General features: G+C 58.8%; 13 protein-coding genes and 1 pseudogene. 10 read left to right on the forward strand and 4 right to left on the reverse strand.

From position 1 onward, the window contains the following. The first annotated feature begins 68 nt into the window (after nucleotides 1-68). The 9 genes from ACN0WV_RS18720 (at nucleotide 69) to ACN0WV_RS18760 (ending at nucleotide 11,716) form a co-directional block, all read left to right on the forward strand. On the forward strand, nucleotides 69-308 hold the full coding sequence (locus tag ACN0WV_RS18720; protein ID WP_417607766.1) for a hypothetical protein: 240 nt from the start codon (nucleotides 69-71) through the stop codon (nucleotides 306-308). After that, nucleotides 305-1,147 (forward strand): IS21-like element helper ATPase IstB, encoded by an 843-nt coding sequence (gene istB, locus ACN0WV_RS18725; protein ID WP_417607768.1) that lies wholly within the window; start codon nucleotides 305-307, stop codon nucleotides 1,145-1,147. The genes ACN0WV_RS18720 and istB overlap by 4 nt, the downstream gene beginning before the upstream one ends. 652 nt (nucleotides 1,148-1,799) lie before the next feature. Beyond that, nucleotides 1,800-2,357, forward strand: coding sequence for a helix-turn-helix domain-containing protein (locus ACN0WV_RS18730; protein ID WP_417607769.1), 558 nt, complete (start codon nucleotides 1,800-1,802; stop codon nucleotides 2,355-2,357). Continuing rightward, nucleotides 2,347-4,755 carry a relaxase/mobilization nuclease domain-containing protein gene (locus tag ACN0WV_RS18735; RefSeq protein WP_417607770.1) on the forward strand — a complete coding sequence of 803 codons (2,409 nt, stop codon included), beginning with the start codon at nucleotides 2,347-2,349 and terminating at the stop codon, nucleotides 4,753-4,755. Before ACN0WV_RS18730 ends, ACN0WV_RS18735 begins: the two co-directional genes overlap by 11 nt. A 12-nt stretch (nucleotides 4,756-4,767) precedes the next feature. Further along, on the forward strand, nucleotides 4,768-6,762 hold the full coding sequence (locus tag ACN0WV_RS18740) for a type IV secretory system conjugative DNA transfer family protein (RefSeq protein ID WP_417607772.1): 1,995 nt from the start codon (nucleotides 4,768-4,770) through the stop codon (nucleotides 6,760-6,762). 379 nt (nucleotides 6,763-7,141) lie between these two features. Beyond that, on the forward strand, nucleotides 7,142-7,462 hold the full coding sequence (locus ACN0WV_RS18745) for a type I restriction-modification system subunit M N-terminal domain-containing protein (protein WP_417607774.1): 321 nt from the start codon (nucleotides 7,142-7,144) through the stop codon (nucleotides 7,460-7,462). A gap of 8 nt (nucleotides 7,463-7,470) precedes the next feature. Further along, complete coding sequence (locus ACN0WV_RS18750; protein ID WP_417607776.1) at nucleotides 7,471-8,424, forward strand: DUF4268 domain-containing protein; 954 nt, start codon at nucleotides 7,471-7,473, stop codon at nucleotides 8,422-8,424. Between the two features lie 23 nt (nucleotides 8,425-8,447). After that, on the forward strand, nucleotides 8,448-8,624 hold the full coding sequence (locus ACN0WV_RS18755; protein ID WP_417607786.1) for a hypothetical protein: 177 nt from the start codon (nucleotides 8,448-8,450) through the stop codon (nucleotides 8,622-8,624). Continuing rightward, nucleotides 8,624-11,716 carry a type I restriction endonuclease subunit R gene (locus tag ACN0WV_RS18760; protein ID WP_417607778.1) on the forward strand — a complete coding sequence of 1,031 codons (3,093 nt, stop codon included), beginning with the start codon at nucleotides 8,624-8,626 and terminating at the stop codon, nucleotides 11,714-11,716. The genes ACN0WV_RS18755 and ACN0WV_RS18760 overlap by 1 nt, the downstream gene beginning before the upstream one ends. 414 nt (nucleotides 11,717-12,130) lie before the next feature. On the opposite strand, the gene ACN0WV_RS18765 is transcribed toward ACN0WV_RS18760, so the two are convergent. The 3 genes from ACN0WV_RS18765 to ACN0WV_RS18775 all read right to left on the reverse strand — a co-directional run bounded on the left by ACN0WV_RS18765 (nucleotide 12,131) and on the right by ACN0WV_RS18775 (nucleotide 15,085). Beyond that, a complete protein-coding gene (locus tag ACN0WV_RS18765; protein ID WP_417607780.1) occupies nucleotides 12,131-12,934 on the reverse strand; it encodes an ATP-binding cassette domain-containing protein in 804 nt (267 codons plus the stop codon). After that, nucleotides 12,910-13,971: an ABC transporter permease gene (locus ACN0WV_RS18770; protein ID WP_417607782.1), complete on the reverse strand. Its 1,062-nt coding sequence runs from the start codon at nucleotides 13,969-13,971 to the stop codon at nucleotides 12,910-12,912. Before ACN0WV_RS18770 ends, ACN0WV_RS18765 begins: the two co-directional genes overlap by 25 nt. 94 nt (nucleotides 13,972-14,065) lie before the next feature. Next, nucleotides 14,066-15,085 (reverse strand): sugar ABC transporter substrate-binding protein, encoded by a 1,020-nt coding sequence (locus ACN0WV_RS18775; protein WP_417607784.1) that lies wholly within the window; start codon nucleotides 15,083-15,085, stop codon nucleotides 14,066-14,068. 196 nt (nucleotides 15,086-15,281) lie between these two features. Between ACN0WV_RS18775 and ACN0WV_RS18780 the strand changes: the two genes are divergently transcribed. After that, nucleotides 15,282-16,481, forward strand: coding sequence for an ROK family transcriptional regulator (locus tag ACN0WV_RS18780; protein ID WP_417607788.1), 1,200 nt, complete (start codon nucleotides 15,282-15,284; stop codon nucleotides 16,479-16,481). A gap of 101 nt (nucleotides 16,482-16,582) precedes the next feature. Here ACN0WV_RS18780 and ACN0WV_RS18785 read toward each other — a convergent pair. Beyond that, nucleotides 16,583-16,726 (reverse strand): annotated as a pseudogene (locus tag ACN0WV_RS18785) (D-lyxose/D-mannose family sugar isomerase); the annotation flags it as partial. Nucleotides 16,727-17,053 lie beyond the last annotated feature (327 nt).

Raw genomic sequence — 17,053 nt, forward strand, 5'->3', positions numbered from 1 at the left:
TCGCCCCGCAAATCCAAAGGGACTGAAAACACGAACATTCCTGTGGGACCTCGCGTACCTTTATGCCGATGGACCCAACACTCGAGGTCCAGCATCACGCCACCGAGTTGCGGATCTTCGAAGATGGCCAACTGATCGCCCGCCATCCGGTGCTGGCAGGCAAGGCCCGGCGCCGCGTCGATCCGGCGCATCGCAAGGCACCACCGCCAAGGCCATCCCCGTCGCGGTCCTCGCAGGGGCTGCGCCGGCCGCTCGACTTCTACGGTGCGGTTGGCCAGCGCCTGTCGGCCGAGGGGACACGGTCATGAGCGATCTTCTGGACCGGATCCGCGGCGCCCTGGTCGGGCTGAAGATGCCGCGCGCGCTCGAAGCCCTCGATCACACGCTGCGGCAACTGGAGAAAGGCGAGATCACCGCGATCGAGGCCATCGACACGCTCCTGAGTGAGGAATACGCGACACGGGAGACGCGCCGGATCGACGTGGCCCTGCGCACCGCCAAGCTCCTGCCCGTTAAGACGCTCGAAGGCTTCGACTTCAGCTTCCAGCCGTCGCTCGACCGCGAACGGATCGCGGCTCTGGCCCAGCTGGACTTCATCCGGCGGGCCGAGGTCGTCCACTTCCTCGGACCGCCGGGCACCGGCAAGTCGCACCTGGCCACGGCCCTCGGCGTTGCCGCGGTCAAGGCCGGCAAAAGCGTTTATCGCGCCACCCTGGCCGACCTGATCACGGCGCTGAGCCAGGCCGAACGCGAGGGCCGACTGACCGAGAAGATCCGCTTCTATACCCGGGCCTCTTTGCTGATCGTCGATGAGATCGGCTACCTGCCGATCACCACAGGCGGCGCCAACCTGTTCTTCCAGCTCGTCAACGCCCGCTACGAGAAAGGCGCCATGATCCTCACCTCGAACCGTGGCTTCGCGGAATGGGGCGAGGTCTTCGGCGACCCGGTCGTCGCGACAGCGCTACTCGACCGGCTGCTGCACCACGCCGTGGTCATCCAGATCGAGGGCGCCAGTTACCGGCTCCGCAGCCATGCCGACCTCATTCCCGAGCATGTCCGGGCCAACGCACCCATCACCCCGCCACCGCCGCCGAAGCGGCGCGGCCGGCCGCCAAAAACCAATAGCGGAGCCTCAGATCACTGAAACCGGCTGATCACCGGACCCGTGCAAGTGGGGAATTTTACTTCGGCACTTCTGGGGATTTTTAACTCGGCGTTGACACTTGAAGCTGAAAGCCGTGATCACGGGAAGATTGAAGTCCGCCTCACCGTCCGCCATCTCGGATCCTCACCACCTGTTCAGTAGGAATATGTTCTTCCGCACGCTATCAAACCCGACAGCTTGTGACCAGTGATCTGTTGACTAGTGGTTTGCTAGGCAGTGATCTGTTGCCGAGTGGCTTAGCAGATAGTGATTAATGACCTGCCAAGCAGTGACCTGTTATGCCGTGTAGCAGTGACCATGCCGGTCGTGATCCATCGACCCGTGCGTCGTTGGCGAGCTGACCAGTTGTCCCAAGCTGCAGCTGTCCTCGCCGTCTTTCCGAACCCCAGCATCTGCGTCCATCCCAACATCTCCCTCACCCCTTCCCAAGCAAATTGGCGCGGCCCTGGCCGCGACTGTCTTTGTTTTTGCGACCGCATTGGCGGTCGTTCGGTCGGTTCCCGACCGAGAAAGAATACTCTCGCGCCGAGTCAACCCAAGGTTGATTCGCGGCGCTCAACGGCGTATTCTTTCAAATGCAGGATATGTGCATTGCATACGCAACAACATGTGCCAGGCCGGTGACGCACCGATGAAGAAGCTGAAAGCTCAACAAAGAGACCAGATTTTCCGGTTGCTCCGGCAAGGGGTCAGCCAGGCCGACATTGCGCGGGATTTTGGCGTCCATCGCTCGACCGTCAGCCGGTTGGAGCGGCGGCGGGTCGCGTTGACCGATGAGAGCCGGGCAGGGCCTTCGGTGAGTGTTCGCATCTCGGAGAAGGAGCTTCTGGAGATGGAGGAGGCGGCGCGGCGTCTGAAGTTTCGCAATCGGTCGGAGTTTCTGCGCGCGGTGATCCGCGCGGCACTGTCTTTTCCGGAACTTGATGGAGAGGTTTCGACCGAGCTCTCGGCGGTGAAGGCATCGTTTGACCGGGCGGGGGGCAATCTCAACCAGGTTGCCCGCGACATGAGCGCGTCGATGAAGAAGCTGGGGCGTGCGGAGCCGTCGGCCAGGGAGTTGGCACAGATCTACGCGCTGCATGACGAGGTGATCGAGGTGCGCCGGGCGCTGGTCGCCTTGCTGGGGCGCAGCCAGAAGCGGTCGGATGTGCTGAGCCGAATGATTGCGGAGGGCGACGATGCGCTATGAGATCTCTCCCGTAGATGCCATTATGGGGCGGCTGGTCGACCGGCCTGCGCGGGGACCCTATCGCTACAACAACCGGCATGGGCGCGGGGCTGGATCGAGGTCGCGCAACCTGGTGCGGGCCACCGCGGGGCGGCCGTCCGCCGTGTTCAAGCTGATCAAGAAAGGCGGCTGCGCAGACCGCAAAGGGCTCAAGGGGCAGCTCGACTACGTGTTCTCCAAGGCCGAGCGGGTGCTGGATTCCCAAGGCCGCTATGAGGGTCAGGACACGCTCTCCAACGCCGACATGAACCGGGTGACGCGGCAGTGGTCGGTCGATTGGTGGGGCACGGCCTCTACCGGCTATACCAGCCATCTTTTGCTGAGCTACCCGATCGGCACCAGCCCCGATGACGTCGCCGCGATTTCCAAGGCGGTCTGCGAAGAGAAGTTTCAGTCCGGCAAGGTCAGATACGATTACGTCGCGGGGCTGCACACGGACCGCGACCATCCGCATGTGCATGTGATCGTCAACAGGCGGGGCAGCGACAACCGGTTGCTGACGCTCCGCCAGGGCACGGACATGTCCTATCAGGGGTTTCGCGAGGCGATGGTTGCGCATGGCGAGGCGCTTGGCGTCCACATGGCGTCCGAGAGCCGGTTTGACAAAGGTCTGGTGCACCGCGCGCCAACGACCAGAGAGATTTACGACGCCAAGGTACAGGGGCGGGAGCCTCGGGAGCGGGTCCGGACGGGTCCGGATCTCGCATTTGCCCTGGGACAGATTGAAGAGCGGGCCGATATCGTCGGAGCATTGTCGGTCCTTGCTGCACAAGATCACCTGCCGACCATTTCACGGGCGTTGCAGCGCGCCGAGATATTGCTCCGAAACGGTGAAACCATTCTCGGAGGAAGGGCCATGGCCGCTGAAGACACAGATATTGTTCTGTCCGAAGCCGAGGTGCTGGATGCAAGGTTGCACGCCCTCGATGAAACGCTCAATGACTTGCAGGTAGAGATCAACAAGGCTGATCCGGCTCTGAGGCCGGGGTATCAGCAAAGGGTGATCGAGATCATGGCAGAGCTGTCTGTCGTCAACCCGGGCAGTGCTGCGTCGCAATTGCTGCGCGTGGCCCCCGGTGAGGTCAGTCCCTACCATGCGGGTCTGCTCAAGGATGCCGAAGGATTGTCTACACCGCAGCTGCGTCAGCAGGTGGGTGAGATTCTGGACGGGACCGGGATCAACACAGACGAGGTTCTGGCGCGGATCGAGGTCGGTGCGGAGCGCGAATATCTGGAAAGGGCGTGGACCAGCAGTGACGTTCACAAATTTGCGGCGGCGCGCAATCTCGATCTCTATGACGACGCCCAGCGGGAACAGGCGGTTGCCACTCTCTCGGAGAAATATCACGTGCTTCGACAGGCTCTGGAAGAGGCCAATGTCTTGCATGAGACCCCCGAGGACGCAGTTCTCGAAGAGGTAAATGACCGGTTCCGCGTAGAGACAGATGCACGTGCGGAGGCGGACGCTTTGCGCGCGCAGGCGGGCATCGAAGGGATCGCCGCCCAAACCCGTGAGGAATGGAATTCCGAAGACATTGTAGAGAAAGCGCGCTCGGAAGCGATTTTGGACGGGATCACAGCCGAAGTGGCCCGCCTGAAGGCGCAAGGCCATTCGAAGGCGTATATTTCCGAGCGCAGTTTCGAGATTGAAGACGCGGTTACCCAGCGGATCGACACCTATCCCGCGCTTGCTGAGCTTGCCCCCGAGGAACGCCGCGACTTTGAAGTGCTGGAGCGGCGGTTTGCCCAAACCGACTTCAACTACGGGTCTTCGGATGATCCCGTTATCCGCGATTATGGGCGGGAGCAGGTCGATCAGGCCCGCTCTGCCTTTGAGGCTTACGCGGCCAGATCGTCGTTTCATGCGGAGCTTGCGTCCCGCGCCTGGGACGTCTCCACAGACAGTGTGACCCCGCCTGGCAGCTATGTTCCCGAAGATCAGCGGCGCTACATCGTCGCAGATCGCGAAGAAACGCTGGAGGAAGCGGATCTTGAACAGAAGCGGGAGGCCCCTGCCGACCGTGCGGCCGTAAGACGACTTCAGCAGCTGGAAGATGCCTTGCTGCGCCGCAGCCGCGGCATGGAAATCGGATCGGTCGAGGAACGCGCCGCCCTTGCGGCTTGCGTTCGGGGTCAGCTGAGCGACTTGCAGATCGAAGAGATCAAGGCGGGCCGCATCGAGGCATTGGCAGAGGTGACGGACGATCCGACCGAGCAGAACTACCTGGCCCTGGAAGTCCTTGACGATGAGATCCGGCGCGGAAGCCCGATCAATGAACGGGTGCTGCATGAGGCGCGCGTGCGGGTTGTCGAGGACCGGTTCCGGGGACGTGAAGAAGACGACTACGTGCACGAATAGGAGGAAGGTGTCATGAAACGGCTGTTTATGGGATACCTTCTGTTTTCTCTTGTGGGCCTGTCTCTGGCCTACCTCATGGTGGGTGTCTATCTGGCCTGGGTGTTCGACCGGGGCGTCGACCATCTCTTCTTTGTTCAGAATTTCTGGTGGTTGCGCGCCAACTTCCCGGCCGCGGCCGATATGTCCTTCGTCATTCTGGGCGGCGGGGTCATCGCGGGGCTGGGGCTTGCGCTGGCGGTGGTGAGCGAGTCTCTTTCAACCTTCGGCGTCACGCATTGGCAGAGCAAGGCCGAGCTGCGGCGGAGCAAGATGCTGGAGACGCCGGGGAGCGGGTTCCTTCTGGCGAAGACCGCTGGCAAGACCTCGAACGCGCCCTTCATCTGTTCGAAGCAGTATCCGCATTGCATGATCGTCGCACCAACCGGCCGGGGGAAGGGCAGGGGGTTCGTGATCCCCAATCTGCTGACCTTCAAAGGCTCGACGGTGACGCTCGATGTGAAGGGCGAGAATTTCGAGAAGACCGCCCGTCGCCGCGTGGCAATGGGCGACAAGGTGTTCCGCTTTGCGCCGACGAACTTCAAGGTCAGGTCGCATCGCTACAACCCGCTCTTGCGGATTTACGAGATGCCCAACGAAGACCAGCGGATGTTCGAGCTGGACAAGATGGCGAACCTGTTTCTGCAAACCGAAAACCCCGCCAACCAAAGCCTGCTCAGGGGCGGGATCACCGCCTTCATCGCGGCCGGAATGCTGGCCTTTCAGCGTGGCACGCCCACGATGGGAGAGATCTACCGGATCGTGAACGGCGGCGGGAATGAGTTTGGTCCGCAATATGCGCTCTACGCGATTGAAGCCAAACACAAGGCGGTGAAGCTCATCTGGACGTCGCTGAGCAAGATGAACGAAAAGACCCTGTCCAGTTTCATCTCCTTGCTCAACAATTCCGGCCTCGATCCGTGGAAGAACGAGCATTTCGACCGGATGACAAACACCAGCGATTTCGACTTCGACGCGCTGCGCAAGGAGCCGCACAGCGTCTTTTTGACGATCAGAGCGCAGGACATAGAGCCCCTGGCGGGCCTCATCCGCCTGTTCTTCTCGGATCTGATTGCCACGCTGGAGCATCACGAACCCGACCCGGAGACAGAGCCATGGCCGGTCATGATCATCATGGACGAGTTTCACAAGCTCGGGAAAATGCCGATCGTGGCCGACTCGATCACGACGCTGCGCTCTTATGGCGGGCGGCTGGCGATCATCACGCAGACCATTCCGAAGCTCGATGAAATCTATGGCCGCAACGAACGGCTCAGTCTTGAGGGCGGTGCAGGGATCAAGTCCTACATGACGCCCTCGGAGGAACTGACCATCGAGAACCTGTCAGACGCCTGCGGGATGACGACGAAGCGGCGGGTGCAGAAATCCCGGCAGGTTGGCTTTTTCCAGCGCACGACCATGACCGAGCGGACAGAAGAAGTCCCCTTGCTGACCCAGGACGAAGCGCGGCGGATGAGCAAGGATGATGTTGTGCTTGTCATCGACGGTGACATGCCGGTGAAATCGAAGGCCATCGTCTATTACGACGACCCGTATCTCAACAAGCTCTACATAGACCAGTCCGGACCTTACCCCGAGCGGGATGCCACCGCTGACCGCCTCGATGATCTGGAAGCAGGCCGACCGGCTTACAGGGTTGAGAAACCCGCCGAAGAAGAGGCCCCCGACGCCGACCAGCAGCGCGCAAACCTGGACAAGTATCTTCAGCTGTTGAAGGAAGTGGCAGCGGCGGCGGAGAAACAGGTCGAGAATCTGAGGGACGTTATTCAGGCCGGTGAGAAGGTTGAGCCACACCCTGTGAGCCAGACCAGAGCCGCCCTGAAGCCAAAGGTCCAACCCGGCCAGTTTCAGTTTGCGTTGCCGAACTTGGAAAATCACGAAACCGAAGCCGACGACGATGCGGTTCAAGAAGCAGAACCGGGCGACGATGCTCAGGGGAAATTGCTTTGATCAAATTTCTTCATCACTAGGACCGCCACCGTAGGCGTCGGGCAGGAAGGAAACCTTGCCAGACCGAGCCCTGTGGGCGTCAGGGTCAACCCGCCTGTCGCTCGTCTCATGCATGGGGGTATATTCCTCTGAAATGGTTTCGTATTTGAAGGAACCTAATTCGCGGTATCGCTTGAAACTACGGCCCAACCTTGATGAAAATGTTCAAACGCACCCAAACATCTGGCGCAGAAAAAATTCTTCTGAAATTTGTGGGCGTATTCATTTGGAATTCCTTGCCCTTGATCGACCGCTGGAATTGCCCCGCGTCGAAATCCAGTGAATAAGAAGACCAAGGAACTCAACCATCTGGCGGGCCAGCGTCAGGAAGGAACATCAGATGACAATCGAAAAGACGCTCTTCGCTGCGGCGGACAAGATGCGCGGGTCCATGGACCCGGGCGAATACAAGCACGTGGCCTTGGGCCTGCTGTTTCTGCGCTACATCTCGATTGCCTTTCAACGCAAGTATGATGAGCTTTTGCCTGAGGGGCAGGAGGTGGCAGAGGATGTCGATGAATACATGGCCGACGGAATCTTCTGGGTGCCCGAGGCGGCGCGCTGGCGGACCCTGTCGGCGCAGTCCAAGGACCCCAAGATCGGCGTCAAGGTGGATGACGCCATGCGCGCCATTGAGGCAGAGAATGACCAGCTCAAGTAAGTTATCCAATGTTCCAAATTGACCGTTCCGCAAACCGCCTACGCAAGCTTGAACGCACCAGTTTTTCCGAAGTGGGGTTCCGAGAGAGGGAACACCTGCAGGAATGGCTGGCCACCATGCCCGATGCGCTCTGTGAGGCGATGAGCGAGGGCGAGGATGGTCTGCTGATCATCCAGAAGGAGTTTGACGGGTTCGACGGCACCCGCGAACGGCTCGACCTGCTGGCGCTGGACAAGAGCGGGCAGTTGGTGGTCATCGAAAACAAGCTGGACGATTCCGGCCGTGATGTCGTCTGGCAGGCCCTGAAATACGCCGCCTATTGCTCCAGCTTGAAAAAGGCCGAAATTGTGGGGATCTTTCAGCAGTATCTGGACCGTCACGGCTCTGGCGACGCCGCAAGCACCATCTGCGAGTTCCTGGGTGAGGATACCTTGGATCAGGTCGTTCTGAATGACGGTACTGATCAGAGGATCATTTTCATCGCGGCCAATTTCCGGCGCGAGGTGACGGCGACAGTGCTGTGGCTGCGCGAACACCAGATCGACGCGCGCTGCATCAAGGTGATGCCCTACAAGTTCGAAGAAGAGTTGTTCATCGACTTGCAACAGGTGATCCCGACGCCAGAAGCCGCAGATTACATGATCCGAATGGCGGAGAAGGACAGTGAAGAGAAATCGGCCAAAGGCGAGCTCCGAAGATCCCATCAGACTCGGCTGGAGTTCTGGTCGGAGGTTCTCGAAGCGATGAAGAAAGCGGGTTTAGAACGGTGGCAAAACATCAATCCATCGAGAGATCACTGGATTCATTCAAGCATTGGGGTGTCAGGCTGCACACTCACGCTCATCTTCCTTCGCCAGGAGATACGCGTTGAGTTCCAGTTAAACCGAACCAGTCGAGAAGAAAACAAATGGCTTTTTGATCAGCTCTTAGCAGAGAGAGAGAGCGCTTTGAGCGGGCTGTAGGGGAGCCGCTGGAGTGGCGACGGATCGATGACAAGAAGGTCAGCATGATTGTCTGCAAGACCCCGGCGCAGGGCTACAACAAGGAAGGCTGGTCGGAAATGACTAACTGGCTGGTTGAGCATTATCGGACGATGGATGCGACCTTCTCAGACCCGGTCAAGGCGCTCGCAGCGAGAATGAACTTGGAAGGCGACGACTGATGGCCTGGAATTCAGAATCCGACCTCGAAGACTGGATGATGGAAAAGCTGGCCGGGCTGGGATACGCCGCCGCTTCCGGTGCCGAGGTATCGCCCGAAATGCGCGATCCTGAACGCCGAAGTTTCCATGATGCCGTGCTTCGTAAGGTTCTGGCCAATGCCGTGCAGCGGCTCAATCCGGATCTGCCGGATGGTGCGGTGCAAGAGGTCATGGCGCGCGTGACGGATGAGGTCTTTGCTGGTGATCTGATTGCGGAGAACCGCCGCCTGCACGGGCTGATGACACGGGGCGTTCCGATCACCTACTTCAGTCAGGGAGAAGAACGAAACGACCGTGCACGCCTTGTGGATTGGGACGATCAGGAGAACGCCTGGCATGCTTTCAATCAGGTAGACATGGTTGGCCGGACGCCTCGGATCCCGGATATTGTCATTTACCTGAACGGGCTACCCTTGGTGGTAGTTGAATTGAAGGGCACCGAGGGGGCCGACATTGAATCCGCGTTCAACCAGATCGAGACCTACAAGCAGGATATACCCAACCTGTTCCGTACGTCCCTGATTTCGGTGATTTCCGATGGGTTGAATGCGCGGTACGGGACATTGTCGGCGGGGCTGGATCGCTACATGCGGTGGCGGACTGTCGACGGCGAAACCATCTTGTCCGAACGCGAGGGGCTGGCCCTCAATACGCTCACCGAAGGCTTGTTGAACCGCGCTGTTCTGCTTGATCTATTGCGTTGGTTCGTCGTGTTTGAGGATGACGGCAAGGGGCCGATCAAGAAAGCGGCCGGGTATCACCAGTTCCATGCCGTCCGGAAAGCCATGACTTCAATCCTGAGTGCGCGGGATGACGATGGTAAGGGCGGTGTGATCTGGCATACCCAAGGCTCTGGAAAGTCGCTGCTGATGACGTTCCTTGCTGGCAGGGCCATGCATCTGAAAGAACTTGAGAACCCGACTGTCTTGGTGCTTACAGACCGCAATGATCTCGACAATCAACTCTACACGACCTTTGGGCGCTGTCGGGATTTGCTGGGTGAAGACCCCGTGCAAGCGGACAGCATTGATGATCTCAAGGCCCTGCTGAACCGCCAGGTCGGGGGCATCGTCTTCTCGACAGTGCAGAAATTCCGGCCAGGGCGCGGTGAAACCTTTCCCGAACTCACTGACCGGTCGAATGTCATCGTCATGGTCGATGAGGCGCACCGGACGCAGTATGGGTTTGACGCCAAGATGGACCAGGCAACCGGCGAGGTACGCCACGGGTTGGCCCATCACCTGCGCTCGGCCTTGCCCAATGCCGTCTATGTCGCCTTCACCGGGACGCCGGTTGAATTGGTCGGCGCAAATACCCGATCTGTTTTCGGGGATTACATCGACGTCTACGACATTGCCCAAGCAGTCGAAGACGGTGCCACCGTTCCGATTTACTATGAAGGTCGGGTCGCGCGCGTGGAAATCGCCGATGACGTTCAGGAAAGCCTTGATGAGGAGTTCGACGAAGCGACCGAGGCGCTCGAAGAAAACGAGGCAACGGCCACCGCAAAGAAATGGTCTCAAATCGAAAAGCTTGTTGGGGCAGGGCCGCGTCTGGATGCTGTTGTCGAGGACATCCTTGCGCATTTTGATGCCAGGCTTGAGGCGATTGACGGTAAAGCGATGATCGTCTGCATGAGCCGTCGGATCTGCGTCGAAGTCTACGATCGGATCGTTGCGGCCCATCCTGATTGGCACTCTGATACAGATGAGACTGGTGCGGTCAAAGTTGTCATGACCGGCAACGCAACTGATCCGTTGGCGTTTCAGCAGCACATCAGGAGCAAGACAAAGCTCGAAGCGCTGCGCAAGCGATACAAGAACACCTCCGACCCGCTGAAACTCGTCATCGTTCGGGACATGTGGCTAACAGGGTTTGATGCGCCCTGTATGCATACGCTTTACGTCGACAAGCCCATGAAGGGTCACGGCCTCATGCAGGCGATTGCACGGGTAAATCGGGTGTTCTCCGGAAAGCCAGCCGGTTTGGTTGTCGACTATATTGGGCTGGCCGCAGATCTGAAGAAGGCCCTGGCCCATTATTCACAGGGCGATCAAGCACATACCGGCGTGGATGAAAGAGAGGCAGTCTCCGCCTTCCTGAGCGCCCTCGATGTTGCGCGCGCGCTCTTTCATGGATTCGATTATTCACGTGTTCTGGGCGGGACAGCCGCTGACCGGATCGAGATACTGCCTGCGGCGGCGGATCATGTGCTGACGAGGGCGCGTGAAGACAGCAAGGAAGGGGACAAGGATTTCGGCAAGCGGTTCCATGATGTTGTTGCCGCTTTGGCCAAGTCCTTCAAGCTGTCGGCCGGATCGTACGAGGCCGCTGAAAACGCCGAAGAGGTCGCCTTTTTCCTGGCTGTTCGCGCGGCACTGCAAAAATTGGACGTGAAAGGCGGCAAGGGGCGCAACTCCTCGCCGGATTTCGCCATCGAACAGCTCTTGAACCGAGCTGTGGCGTCGACTGAGGTCGTTGACATCCTGGAAGCCTGTGGCTTTGACAGACCCGATATCAGCGTTTTGTCGGACGAGTTTCTTCACGAAATTCAGAACATGCAGCACCGAAATTTGGCCGTCGAAGCTTTGAAGAAGCTTTTGAATGGTGAGATCAAGGCCCGCACCCGCGGCAACGTTGTTCAAAACCAGAAGTTCTCAGAGCGTCTGACTAACGCGATCGCGCGATACCACAATCGCAGCATCGACGCCTTGCAGGTTATCCAGGAACTGATCGGCATGGCCAAAGACCTGAGCGCCGAGCCCGAGGACGACATGTCAGAAGCCGAGCGTAGCTTTTATGATGCTTTGGCTCAAAACGAGAGTGCTGTTGAAGTGATGGACAACGATCAGCTCAAGATTATCGCTGCGGAGTTGGTCAAGTCGCTTCGCGAAAATTCAGGGGTCGATTGGTGGCAGCGCGACGACGTGCGCGCCAAGATGCGAGTTTCCGTCAAAAGGATCCTGCGCCACTTTGGCTACCCGCCCGATCTACAGGCCGATGCCGTTAAACTGGTCATCAAGCAAGCCGAAGCAATGGCGCGGATGATGTAGCTTGCGTAACTCGGAAGTGCCACATCGCTGGAACCCAATGGGCCACACGTGGATCGCGGCGATGGAGCTTACCGCTGGGCCATGGGTTACCGCAGGCAACCCGAAGCGGACTCGATCCGCGCTATTGTCCAGCCTTCATAGCTCCAGCAGGTCGGGCGGGAAGCCGACCTTCGCTGCGCTTCACAAAGATGTCTGCTATGGGAGGCAAAAATGACCTTGGGATTTTCACCTTCGCGGGTGCGGCAAAGCGCTTGTCGCGACGCAGCGCAGGTCTCCGATGCGGTCATTGGCATCGGGGAGTTTGGAATTGCCACTGGCCGGTAAGCTGACCAGCGCAACTACGCGGCTGCGACCACCCCTGTGAGAAGCCAATATGGCATCCACGAGGATTCCGGGGCAGTCGCTGCCCGCTGGTTAAGCCGCTTCAGCAGGCGCTTCTTTTGCGCCGGTCATAAAGGCCACGGCATCCGACATCGTATAGTCCTTGGGATTGACAGTGCAGAGCCGCTTGCCCAACCGGTGAATATGAATCCGGTCGGCAACTTCGAACACATGCGGCATGTTGTGGCTGATCAGGATGATCGGAATCCCGCGCGCGCGAACATCCTGGATCAGTTCAAGCACTCGTCGGCTTTCCTTTACCCCAAGCGCCGCTGTGGGCTCATCCATGATGATAAACTTTGTGGCGAAGGCCGCAGCACGAGCCACCGCGACGCCCTGACGCTGACCGCCCGACAGCGTCTCGACCGCCTGATTGATCGACTGCACGGTCATTAGGCCCAGTTCGGTCAGCTTGTCGCGGGCGAAGGTCTCCATCGCCGGACGGTCAAGTTGGCGCAGGTATTTACCCATGAAGCCCGGCTTTCGGATTTCGCGGCCCATGAACATGTTGTCGGCAATCGACAGCGCAGGTGACATGGCGAGTTGCTGATAGACGATCTCGATCCCCATGTTGCGGGCATCGATGGGTGAGGTGAAATTGACTGGCTTGCCCTCGATCAGAATCTCGCCCTCGTCGGGGATAGTGGCACCGCAGATCGCCTTGACGATTGAGGATTTGCCGGCGCCATTGTCTCCGATGACAGCAAGGATCTCGCCTTTGCGCAGTTCAAAGTCCGAGTGGTCGATCGCGGTCACGTGGCCATACCGCTTCACGATATTGCGGCCTTGGACGACAAGTGTGTTATCCGACATTATGCTGCTACCTTTCTGATCCATTGGTCGACGGCGACTGCCGCGATGATGAGAGCGCCGATCAAGAGGAACGTCCACTGTGCGTCGGCCCCCAGAAGGCGCAGGCCAAGGGTGAACACGCCCACAATCAGCGCACCAAAGAACGTGCCCATGATCGAACCGCGCCCGCCAAACAGCGAGATACCCCCAATCACAACGGCTGTGATGCTTTCGATGTTCAGCAACTGGCCCGAGGTCGGTGACACTGATCCGATGCGGCCAATTAGAGCCCAGCCAGCGAAGGCGCAGATGAGGCCAGCAAGAGCATAAACAGAAATCAGCACCTTCTTGACGTTGACACCAGAAAGTTCAGCCGCTTCGGCGTCATCGCCGACGGCATAGACGTGCCGGCCCCAGGCGGTGTGGCGCAGCACGTAAGCCAGCACCAAAACCAGCAGCAGCATGAACACAACACCAACGGTAAACACAGCACCGCCAACGTTGAATTTCGCGCCCATCAGCTGCAGCAAAGGCGCATTTTCGGCGATGTCTTGGCTTCGGATCGTTTCATTGGCGGAATAAAGGAAGTTGGCAGCCAGCACGATCTGCCACATGCCCAGCGTGACGATGAAGGGCGGCAGCTTCATTCGCGCGATCAGCCAACCGTTCAGTGCGCCAATGGCGGTGCCAACGGCCAGACCGCAGGCAACCGCTATGGTGGGCGGCAGGCCATAACGAAACGTGAACTGGCCCATGATAACCGAAGAGATTACAGCAATCGCGCCAACGCTCAGGTCAATACCGGCGGTCAGGATCACCAGGCTTTGTGCCGCCGCGACGATCCCGACGATCTGCACCTGTTGCAGGATCAGGGTCAGGGCGAACGGTGAAAAGAACTTGCTACCCAAAAGCAATCCAAAAATTACAATGGCAGCAACCAGAACAATCAGCGGCACCAGCGCCGGGGTGGTGTGAAGCGCATGGTGGAACCGTCCGACCAGACCCTTGCTGTGGTCGTCAAAAGACGCCACCTCAGACTTCGCACTCTTTGTGGCAGTCTCGAAATCATCTGACTGTGACATTGTTTCCTCCCAGTCATTGTTGCGGGCAGCCCCAGGAGGAAAGGCGGGGCAGAGCCCGCCTTTTCCGAGGCGTCAACGAAGCATCAGATGTGTGTCAGCCCCAGCAGAGCTTGGCACCTTCGGCGGAGTCGATGCTGTCGACGCCGTCAACCGGCCGGTCGGTGATCAGGGTCACACCGGTGTCAAAGAAGTCCTTGCCTTCGGATGCCACTGGCTTGGTGCCGTCGGCGGCGAACGCGGCAATCGCCTCGATCCCCTTGGACGCCATCAGCAGCGGGTATTGCTGCGAAGTCGCACCAATTACGCCATCCTTGACGTTGGCCACGCCAGGACAACCACCATCGACAGATACAATCAACACGTCGTTTTCGCGGCCAAAGGCTTTCAGCGCCTCATAGGCACCGGCGGCGGCAGGCTCGTTGATCGTATAAACCACGTTGATCATCGGATCAGAGGCCAGAAGGTTTTCCATCGCCTTGCGGCCACCCTCTTCGTTGCCTGCGGTGACGTCATTGCCGACGATGCGGGGGTCTTCTTCGTCACCCCATCTGTTGGGATCGCCCAGATCGATGCCGAAACCTTGCAGGAAGCCCTGGTCGCGCAGCACGCCGACAGTCGGTTGGCTGACTGCCAGATCGAGCATCGCGATCTTGGCATTGGCAGCCTCGTCGCCGAGCGCTGCAGCAGCCCATTTGCCGATCAATTCACCGGCCAGAAAGTTATCCGTCGCAAACGTCATATCCGCCGAGTCGATCGGATCCAGCGGTGTGTCCAGAGCGATCACGAGGATGCCCGCATCACGGGCCTGTTGGACAACCGGAGCAATCGAACTTGGGTCCGATGGGGTCAGCAGGATGCCTTTGGCGCCATTGGCGATGCAGGTCTCGATGGCTGCGACCTGGGTTTCATGGTCGCCGTCGACCTTGCCGGCATAAGTGTTCAGTTCGATGCCAAGCTCTTCGGCCTTGGCCGCCGCGCCTTCGCGCATCTTGACGAAGAATGGATTGGTGTCGGTCTTGGTGATCAGACAGGCCGAGGTGCTGTGCGATTCAGCAGACGCGGCGCCAGCTACGATTGTCAGGGCAAGCGCGGACGCGGTCATCAGGTATTTCATGGTTTCCTCCCGGGAAAAGTGCTTCAACGATGCGGATCAAGCTCCTCCCTGATCCGGACCTGAGCAGGATCGTCGCTTCAGGTTGCAAACCAAAATTCACGATTCTGCTTTCTCTGTCAATAAATAAATTAACTTTATTAATTAACAGATCCGGTGTATTTCCTTAGATGGAGGGAAGACGAATATGGTCGACCACATGGATGTAAATCAAATCAGAGGCTTGAGCGGTGGTGTGAACCAAGGCCGGGTGCGCAACCACAATGAACGGCTGCTTCTGTCCATTCTACAGCGGCACGGCGGGCTGCCGGGTGTCGTTCTGGCACGGCGCATGGGGCTCTCGCCTCCGGCAATTTCCACCATCCTGCGCAATCTGGAAGGCGAAGGAATTCTTCGGCGCGGCGAACCTACCCGCGGCAAAATTGGCAAACCTTCGATCCCGATGGAACTGAACCCGGATGGAATCCTTTCGCTCGGGCTGAAGGTCGGGCGTCGCAGCGCCGATCTGTTGCTGTTGGATTTCGGCGGAGCGGTGCGGGCGCAATTCCACACGACCTATGATTACCCGCTTCCAGACACCATATTCGGATTTCTCGAGCAGGGCCTCACGGATATCATGCAGTCCTTGGACGCCGATACGCAAAGCCGGGTATGCGGCATTGGCATTGCCGCGCCGTTCGAGCTTTGGAAATGGAACAACCTGACCGGCATCGCAGCCGAACGTTTCCAATCCTGGAAAGATATCGATTTCGCGGAACAGGTTGCCCAGTTCAGCGATCTGCCGGTTTTCATGCTGAATGATGCCACTGCCGCCTGTCAGGCGGAACTTCTTTATGGCCATGGCAAGGAGTTCCGAGACTATGCCTATTTCTTCATCGGCTCCTTCGTTGGCGGCGGCATCGTGTTGAACCACACTGTCTTTGGCGGCAACCAGGGAAACGCCGGGGCGCTCGGTTCGATGCGTACGACCGGTCCGTTGGGGGAAAGCCAGCAATTGATCGATGTCGCCTCTTTGCATCTGCTCGAAGCCCGGCTGATCGAAGTAGGTTTGAACCCGGATCTCCTTTGGCGACTGCCCCAGGACTGGAGCACGCTGACCCGCTATGTCGATCCTTGGATCGGCCAAACGGCGCAGGAACTGGCCAAGGCGTCGCTGTCCGTTTGTTCGGTGTTCGATTTCGAAGCCATTGTGATTGACGGTGCCTTTCCGCACGAGGTCCGCGAGGAACTGGTTAAACGCGTGCGGCGGTATCTGGTCAATCAGGACACACGGGGCCTGATTGTCCCAAAGATCGAAGCAGGCAGCATCGGCGTCAACGCCCGCGAAATTGGCGCAGCCAGCAGCCCCATATTTTCCCAATTTCTGTTGGACGCCAATGCTGGGCTGTCCGCGATGTAAGGGACCTCGCCGATACGGCGAATTTGCGCACAGCCTCAGTCATCAAATCGGCTTCGCGGAATAGAAGTTCGAGAAAGCCGCGGGGGTGCTGCGATTATCGCCTAACCCAGCCAGGTCCGATAGTCATTAACCAGAAGATGCACCGGTTCGGCATCCTCTTCGATATCGGCAAAACGGCCGATGGGTTCGCGGAATATGTTGTCGGTCTCGTCGTCGTTGACGGTGGAAACTTCGCCCACCAGAACCACCAGCGCGCTTTCTTCTTGTCCAGCCCGAGCTTCTTCTTCCCCTCGGTCGTAAGATAGCCGACGTTCAAGCGGTTTTCATGAACAGCAACTTCGTCCGTAGACTGTGATTTGAGCATCCTCGAATTTCGCACACGCAGCGAATGACGGCAATGTGAGCTGCGGGCGCAGCATTAAGCGGCACTGGGCAACGGCAGCAACGGTGAAGGATTTTCGATGCGGGCCATGGCGCAAGATCTCCATAGGGGCTGACTGTGGCCCGCGTTGGAAATCCTCCCAAGGAGGAAGCTGCGGCGGTCTTGGATTGGTCTATGGGGAAAGTGTGCA

The organism is Primorskyibacter flagellatus (assembly GCF_048268605.1).
GTDB classification, from domain to species: Bacteria; Pseudomonadota; Alphaproteobacteria; order Rhodobacterales; family Rhodobacteraceae; genus Primorskyibacter; species Primorskyibacter flagellatus.

Coding starts and splice junctions, on each gene's coding strand:
- ACN0WV_RS18720 (WP_417607766.1), top strand. CDS start 69: ATGGACCCAACACTCGAGGTCCAGCATCACGCCACCGAGTTGCGGATC.
- ACN0WV_RS18745 (WP_417607774.1), top strand. CDS start 7,142: ATGACAATCGAAAAGACGCTCTTCGCTGCGGCGGACAAGATGCGCGGG.
- ACN0WV_RS18760 (WP_417607778.1), top strand. CDS start 8,624: ATGGCCTGGAATTCAGAATCCGACCTCGAAGACTGGATGATGGAAAAG.
- ACN0WV_RS18730 (WP_417607769.1), top strand. CDS start 1,800: ATGAAGAAGCTGAAAGCTCAACAAAGAGACCAGATTTTCCGGTTGCTC.
- ACN0WV_RS18750 (WP_417607776.1), top strand. CDS start 7,471: ATGTTCCAAATTGACCGTTCCGCAAACCGCCTACGCAAGCTTGAACGC.
- ACN0WV_RS18775 (WP_417607784.1), bottom strand. CDS start 15,085: ATGAAATACCTGATGACCGCGTCCGCGCTTGCCCTGACAATCGTAGCT.
- ACN0WV_RS18770 (WP_417607782.1), bottom strand. CDS start 13,971: ATGTCACAGTCAGATGATTTCGAGACTGCCACAAAGAGTGCGAAGTCT.
- ACN0WV_RS18765 (WP_417607780.1), bottom strand. CDS start 12,934: ATGGATCAGAAAGGTAGCAGCATAATGTCGGATAACACACTTGTCGTC.
- ACN0WV_RS18780 (WP_417607788.1), top strand. CDS start 15,282: ATGGATGTAAATCAAATCAGAGGCTTGAGCGGTGGTGTGAACCAAGGC.
- istB (WP_417607768.1), top strand. CDS start 305: ATGAGCGATCTTCTGGACCGGATCCGCGGCGCCCTGGTCGGGCTGAAG.
- ACN0WV_RS18735 (WP_417607770.1), top strand. CDS start 2,347: ATGCGCTATGAGATCTCTCCCGTAGATGCCATTATGGGGCGGCTGGTC.
- ACN0WV_RS18740 (WP_417607772.1), top strand. CDS start 4,768: ATGAAACGGCTGTTTATGGGATACCTTCTGTTTTCTCTTGTGGGCCTG.